Consider the following 7,063-nt stretch of genomic DNA (forward strand, 5'->3'; position numbering starts at 1 on the left):
CAAAGTGTTGATATTGATACCCATGAGGATCACCGGGCGTCAATTGAACGTTCGGATACGACTGCCGTAACCGCGGCAGCCGTCATTGCTGAGGCAATGGTGGCGATTGAGCTTGCAAAGGCTGTTTTGGATAAGTTTGATGCCGATAATATGGATCGCTTGCAGGAACAACTAGCTGCTTATCGTGAAGAAATTAAGCGTTTTTAAGTTAACAAACACACAAAAGACAGAAAGCGAGACGAAAAATGACAGACCGAAAATTGCAAACTGCAGTCCAAGGCGTACGTGGTCGTCTCGAAGTGCCTGGTGATAAAAGTATTTCACACCGTGCGGTCATGCTGGGAAGCATTGCTGACGGTGATACATATATTAAAGGGATTTTAGATTCAGATGATGTGCGCAGTACTTTGGGGGCGATGGCTGATATGGGGGTCGAAGCGGAGTGGCATGATCAAGACGTCATTGTTCATGGACGCCCGCTGACAGCTTTAGAGGAGCCCAGTCATGCGTTGAATATGGGTAATTCGGGGACTTCGACGCGGTTGCTCATGGGCTTGTTGGCCAACCAACCATTTCCAATTACGTATAGTGGGGATGCCAGTCTAAGTACTCGTCCGCTGGGTCGCGTTATTGATCCATTAGGGAAGATGGGCGCCCGTTATGTGGCCACAAACCAGCGCTTGCCGGCAACAAAAGTGCCGACCCAAGGCTTACACGGGATTCACTATCGGTTACCGGTTGCCTCGGCACAGGTAAAGAGTGCTTTGATTTTGGCGGGCCTGCAAGCTGAAGGGCAGACGGTGATTACAGAACCATTGGCGACCCGCGACCATACCGAGCGTATGTTGCAGCAATTTGGCGTGACAATTACTCGCGATGGGCAAGATATTATTGTGAATCCCACGACAAAGCTTCATGCAACCACGATTCAGGTGCCTGGTGATATTTCATCAGCCGCCTTTTGGTTGATTGCTGGTTTAATTGTGCCAAATAGCCAATTGACTTTAACCAAAGTTGGTATCAACGACACCCGCACTGGCATTTTGCGATTATTGCAACGCATGGGGGCAGTGATTACGATGGCTAATGTGGTAGCTGATGGTGGTGAACCATATGCTGACTTAACAGTCACCACTCAGGGGCTTCAGGGTATCCATATTAACGGGGATGACGTGCCAACCGCGGTCGATGAAATTCCACTATTAGTCTTAGCGGCAACACAAGCGTTGGGTGACACGGTGATAACCGGCGCCCAAGAGTTGCACGTGAAAGAAACGGATCGGATTGCAACGGTGACCACGCAATTAAATAAATTAGGGGCGAACATTGAAGCTCGTGAAGATGGCTTTGTGGTACATGGTGGGACGCCATTGCGCGTTGCTGAGCCAACTACGGTTGATTCATGTGGCGATCACCGAATTGGGATGATGTTGGCAATTGCAGCCTTGATCACTGATGGCGAAGTCACTTTAGCGAAGGCAGAGGCAGTGAGTGTCTCGTATCCAAGCTTTTTTGCAGACCTAGAAAGAGTTGTGGCAGAATGAAAACAGCAGTTTTAATTGGGTTTATGGGGGCCGGTAAGACCACAGTTGGCCGTGAGCTGGCTGAATTGCTAGGGTTGCCTTTAATTGATACCGACAAAGAAATTATTCGCCGAACGGGTCAGACGCCTGGTGAAATTTTTGCGACGGCTGGCGAAGCAAGTTTTCGTGAATTAGAATACACCGTCTTGCAAGATGTCATTCACAAGGGTGGTGTGATTGCGACCGGTGGCGGGATTGTCGAAACACCTGGCAATATTCAGCTACTGTCCGAAGCTGGCGTGCCGGTTTACTATTTATCAGGTTCGTTTGGTCAGACATTAGAACGCCTGGCAGATGATGATACCCGGCCTATTTTGCGTACAAAGACGTTGCTAGAGGTGGCCGCATTATGGCGTAGTCGGTTGCCAAAGTATGATGCAGCCGCAACAACTACTGTGCAAACCGATGGGAAAACGCCGCGTGACATTGCCCGTCTGCTTCAGGTTGCATTTGAGGGTTAACATATGACGACATTAACATTGGGTACGGCTACGGCTGGACAAAATCGCCCATTAATTGCGGTGCCGGTTACCGGAACAACTATTTCGGCGGTGCTTGGACAAGTTGAACAAATCAACGAGTCACGAGCTGACGTGATTGAGTGGCGCGTAGATTACTTAACGGATTTAGTAAACTTGCGAGCCGCTGACGTACAAACAATTTTATTTAATGCGGACAAACCCGTTATTTTCACGTGGCGTACTGCGGCCGAGGGTGGCCAACGCCCATTCGACATTGCCTTGTATGAATTAGTCTACCGGTTAGCGATTAAAACCGGTGTCGCGGCAATTGATATCGAGCATCAATTATTTACCCAGGTAGCCGATTTGGTAGCCGATGCCCACACTGCCCAGGTACCAATTATCAACTCGCAACATTTTTTTGCTGATACACCGATAAATTTAGACCAGGTGTTTGGACAGGCACTTATGACCGCAGCGGACGTGATTAAAGTCGCGACGATGCCGCAAACTGATGCCGATGTTGATCGCCTACTTGCGACAACCCAACAGTTTGCCACGGAAGGCAAACCATTGATTACGATGGCAATGGGTGAACTCGGGCAACGCACCCGCACAATTGGTGGTCGTAATGGCTCACAATTAACATTTGCAACACTCGGGGCAGCTTCTGCACCGGGTCAACTGGATTTAGCGACATTATTGACATTGCTGGAGGATTAAAAATGGCCATTTATCATAGTCAATACTTTGAAGAAGCGCGGCAACAACTGGTGGATAGTGTACCTGGGACGATGGGTTATACCCCAATTCCATTTCATGCGGTTGGGGATGACATTCGCTTGGACCGGGCATTTTTGCGCTTTGATTGGCGCGCACCGGAAATGTTTAAACAGGCATTAGCCACGGCAATGGCGGGTGATGCTCAGTTTGATCGCATTGGATTTATGACGCGTTCGGAACTGTTACTGGGACAAGCTGCGTTAGATTACAATGGTCACTTTACGTTACCAACCACCGAGTTGCGGGCGGCCATTCAAAAATTAACAGGTGAGCCGGTTGTGCTAGCCGGTGTCGCTGCTGATTTGGTGCTGCCATTTGGATTGCAGGATTTACGTCATGTGGTGCATTTGACCAAGTGGACCTATGAAAACCATACCCTCTATCACTTGGTTGCCGGGTTGCCTGCGTTAGAAGTGAAGGTTGATGCGTTGCGCAATGCTGGTGTCTACCGGAATGAGGCAAAGGTGCTCCATAGTGAAACGGAGCTGGATGGTACAGCGTTAATGACGTTCATGCAAGATTTGATTCGCGATTATTTCGGAGTGGAAACGGCCAACCTGCGAACAATGCAAGCCGCATTTGGCGCGGCTAAACCAAATGATGATGCAGCAAGTAACCGCGTGCTAATTGCTGATTTCGAAAATTAACTGTGCATTTAAATAAATACATTTATAACCGGCATCTACTTAAAAGTGGATGCCGGTTTTTTATTATCGATACACTTTCATTACTGCCTACGCCAACCTGGACTGCATCAAATTTTCTTTACCCGAGATATAATATGCTGCTCATTGTTTTGTAGTGTAAGAAACGGATATTTACTTTAGTTAAATCCATTAATTTGGATGGACGAAACAATTCAGATATGAAAAACGGAACGCTTTTGTATGCTCGTAGGGTTAAGCGACATCCGCACATTTTTATACGATTAGTTATAATTATTTGTATGTATTTATGGATTATTTATTTATAAATTGAAAATATTCGGATTCTAAAGTAGAGAGAAAGAGGAGTAGAAGATGAATAGAGTAGTGGTTGATAGAAAGAAATTGAAAACTGACAGATTGGGTGCACTTCAACAATGGCTCGCAGAAATTGAAAGTATGACAAATGGCAAAGAGTCGCTAAAAAATACTGAAGTAGATATGCCAGTCATTGAAGATTTCAAAAATTGGGATGCTTTAGAGGAAGCCTTACAGTTAATTCACAAAGGGTATTCATTGACTGATGAAGCGTCATTACCTGTTACATTTGGTCGCGGGCAGAAAGTACCTGTTGCAATTGATTGGGCACGGACGATTAATTCACAACACAATGGCTCGGTTCAAGATTGGGCGGATGCTTATAACGAGAGCGAACATGAAGGAACAGACATTTCAATTATTCATTATTACGATTGGATGTATCAAGTGTACAATTATGATCTAGTAGACCCACGAGATTTGCCAACGTTGAATCACGAAAATGTTCACTTGCTGTCACAAGAGGCGAAGTTTGTTGCGGAAGTAGCAGATGACTGGGAAAATCCGACTGTTTATGAAGTCCAGCCGATTTTCTTTATCAAGCCATATTACTCAATGTGGCGAAAAATGCGGAATGATAGTGGGTTAGCGAAGAAGGTAGGTAACCAACGTAACTATTTAAAAAATGAGTGGTGCGATAGTTATACATCTTACGAACGAAATGCCATTCGTGATGAAGTGTTGACAAATATCAAAAAAGCTTTGTTAACAGGAAAAAGAAAGGTTGTTGCAACGATTCCTTCTTCAACCGTGGGAAAGACATCTGTTATTCAAGATATAATTATGGAACTAGCTCATGATTTCCCAAATGAGATTATAGATGGATCGCAACTGATTGTTCGTACGCTTCAGAAACCATCGTCCCATGGACTAAAACATCTGGAAGAGGACAGTCCAGTTCAAAAGGTTCAGCAGTATAAAGACGCTAACTCTATAAGAAATAATATGGGCACGATGTCAATTAACAAAAAGATTCTAGAGGGTATTTCCACAGAAACGGATATCGTTATTTTTGATGATTTTGTCACAAGCGGAAGTTCATTTGTAGCTGTAAATCAAATGTTGAATCAAGAATTACCAGATTGGCAGTATACGAATTTGGCTTATGGAAAAACAATAAAAGGACAAACAAACGAAACGTGGGAACAGCACGCAGCTGTTTTGGAAGGTAGGATCGAAGCTCCAGTTTCCGACGGCCCAATATTGGGAGCCATTTTTGATTTAGATAATACCATCATAGACACAGATAGGTATTATAAAAATTTCGGAAAATTTGTTTTTTATTATGGGGGCAGAGACAAAAAAATTCTTAAAACAAAAATTGAGTTGCCATTTAATACGGGAGTGGATTTTGATCATGTTAATCTCGAGTTACTAAAGCTTAAAGAGTTTATTCAGACGTCCGTCGTGACTAACCGTGATTGGAATAATACTAAAGTTTCTATTAAGTCTCAATTGGTGTATAAGAATTTATTTAATGTTGGTCAATATGAAACTAAAGAAGGCAACAACAAGAATATATTATTTTATCAAGACTCCGAATGGGTAATGACCGGAGCTAAGAAGCCAGATATTACCACTCTCAATAAAATGGTCGAAAAAATACGTGATGGAAAACAAGGACGTATTATCGGATTTGGTAATCAAGAAAGTGATATTTTGGCATACCGTGCAGCTGGGGTAGAACCATATCTTGTGACTGTATATAATAAAGTTGCGTTTAATAATACATTTGGTTTAGATGACGATCACGTTTTGGACTCGGAAGAAAAAATTCGCGGATTAGTTAACCAGTTGCGTCAGGCACATCAGGCAGAGTAAGAAAATGTAAAAATGGACAAATTGGATGTTTATGAATTCGACCCAGATTTTGACATAATGGAGCCAGAATTTTAAACAACAAATATTCTCAAGAAAGTTGTAGGTATATACTGCAGGATGGTGGAATCTACTAAATTAATTTTAGCCCTAATGAAAATTAAAGGGGTTGGGTCAAAGACAATCATCAACGCATTGGAATCATTTGCACCCGATGATATCAAGTCGGACTTTAATTTTGTGAAAACGTTGCAAATTAAAAAAGTGCAATCGATGATTGACAGTGGGAATTTAGATGCCGTTGTTTGGCGTCAGACGTTAGAATCTGCGACTGACATGATTCAAAAACATCGACAGCTGGATATTGAAATTATTGATTTTTTAATGCCTGATTATCCACAAAACTTAAAGCAGGTGGAAACAAAGAAGTTTCCAGCTGTTTTATACGTCAAGGGTAATTTGCTACTTTTGAATGCAGAAAAATCAATCGCAGTTATTGGCACACGTGACCCCACTGATAATGGTTTGGCATTGACCGAGAAGTATATCGGTTCGCTTGTCGATGATGGGTTTGTCGTGGTAAGTGGGTTAGCGCTCGGTACTGATACCAATGCACACGTTTCGACATTGGAAAATAGTGGAAAAACGGTGGCTATTTTAGCAGCTGGATTGGACGAACCAGTTTACCCAGCTAAAAACAGAGAATTAGCTGAAAAGATTCTTACTGAAGGTGGTGCGTTAGTATCTGAGTACCCAGCTGGTACAAAACTAATGCCACAATATTTAGCGGCTCGAGATGAGTGGCAATCTGGTATGTCTGATGGTGTTTTGGCTATTGAGACCGGTGTAAAGGGTGGTACCCAGATTGCAATGGGTCATTCTGGCAGACAGGGCCGACCTTTAGCAGTACCAGATTATCGACGTTATGAAGGTGATGACTATATCGCTAACACGAAACAAGCGCAAGGAACGGATGCAGCTATTCAGGCTAATCAAGCGTTCCCCCTGTACACTCGCGGATCCGTTAAACAATTCATTACGATGATGATAGAGCAACACCAGAAGCGGGTTGAACTAAATCGAAAGGTTGAACAGCCTCCAGTGAAGGTCCACCAACCTGAACAGACGCAAGCCAATCTTTTTTAATGGATTGTGTGTTTGGGTAGTGGTAAAAATAACCTGTTTCGTTCAAACTAAACAGAATTATGATACACTAATTTTTAGTTAGAACTATATGTTGGTTAAGGAGTTAAATATGAGTTTTAATATGAAGAAGATTGTTGCGGGTGTAGCAGTGGTTGCTACATTGGCTGGCGTTAGCACCGTAGTAACTACGCAAACAGCAAGTGCTGCACGCATTACGTCTCAAACGACCGGTTACATCAAGGATGGTTCA

General features: G+C 43.5%; 7 protein-coding genes. All 7 read left to right on the plus strand.

Features of this window, described 5'->3' with window-relative positions; all coding sequences use genetic code 11:
• A partial coding sequence (locus WEIDD23_RS09875) for a chorismate synthase (protein ID WP_156469623.1) occupies positions 1 to 207 on the plus strand: 207 nt, incomplete at its 5' end.
• Between the two features lie 38 nt (positions 208 to 245).
• Positions 246 to 1,544: a 3-phosphoshikimate 1-carboxyvinyltransferase gene (gene aroA, locus WEIDD23_RS09880; protein WP_010370316.1), complete on the plus strand. Its 1,299-nt coding sequence runs from the start codon at positions 246 to 248 to the stop codon at positions 1,542 to 1,544.
• Entirely contained in the window at positions 1,541 to 2,044 is a 504-nt protein-coding gene (locus WEIDD23_RS09885; RefSeq protein ID WP_010370317.1) for a shikimate kinase, read from the plus strand. The genes aroA and WEIDD23_RS09885 overlap by 4 nt, the downstream gene beginning before the upstream one ends.
• A gap of 3 nt (positions 2,045 to 2,047) precedes the next feature.
• Positions 2,048 to 2,767, plus strand: coding sequence for a type I 3-dehydroquinate dehydratase (aroD, locus tag WEIDD23_RS09890; protein ID WP_010370319.1), 720 nt, complete (start codon positions 2,048 to 2,050; stop codon positions 2,765 to 2,767).
• Between the two features lie 2 nt (positions 2,768 to 2,769).
• Positions 2,770 to 3,474, plus strand: coding sequence for a hypothetical protein (locus WEIDD23_RS09895; RefSeq protein ID WP_010370321.1), 705 nt, complete (start codon positions 2,770 to 2,772; stop codon positions 3,472 to 3,474).
• 372 nt (positions 3,475 to 3,846) lie between these two features.
• Entirely contained in the window at positions 3,847 to 5,670 is a 1,824-nt protein-coding gene (locus WEIDD23_RS09900) for a hypothetical protein (RefSeq protein WP_062358946.1), read from the plus strand.
• Between the two features lie 117 nt (positions 5,671 to 5,787).
• A complete protein-coding gene (locus WEIDD23_RS09905; protein WP_082778337.1) occupies positions 5,788 to 6,813 on the plus strand; it encodes a DNA-processing protein DprA in 1,026 nt (341 codons plus the stop codon).
• The last annotated feature ends 250 nt before the right edge of the window (positions 6,814 to 7,063 follow it).

This window comes from Weissella sp. DD23 (assembly GCF_001579105.1).
GTDB classification, from domain to species: Bacteria; Bacillota; Bacilli; order Lactobacillales; family Lactobacillaceae; genus Weissella; species Weissella cibaria.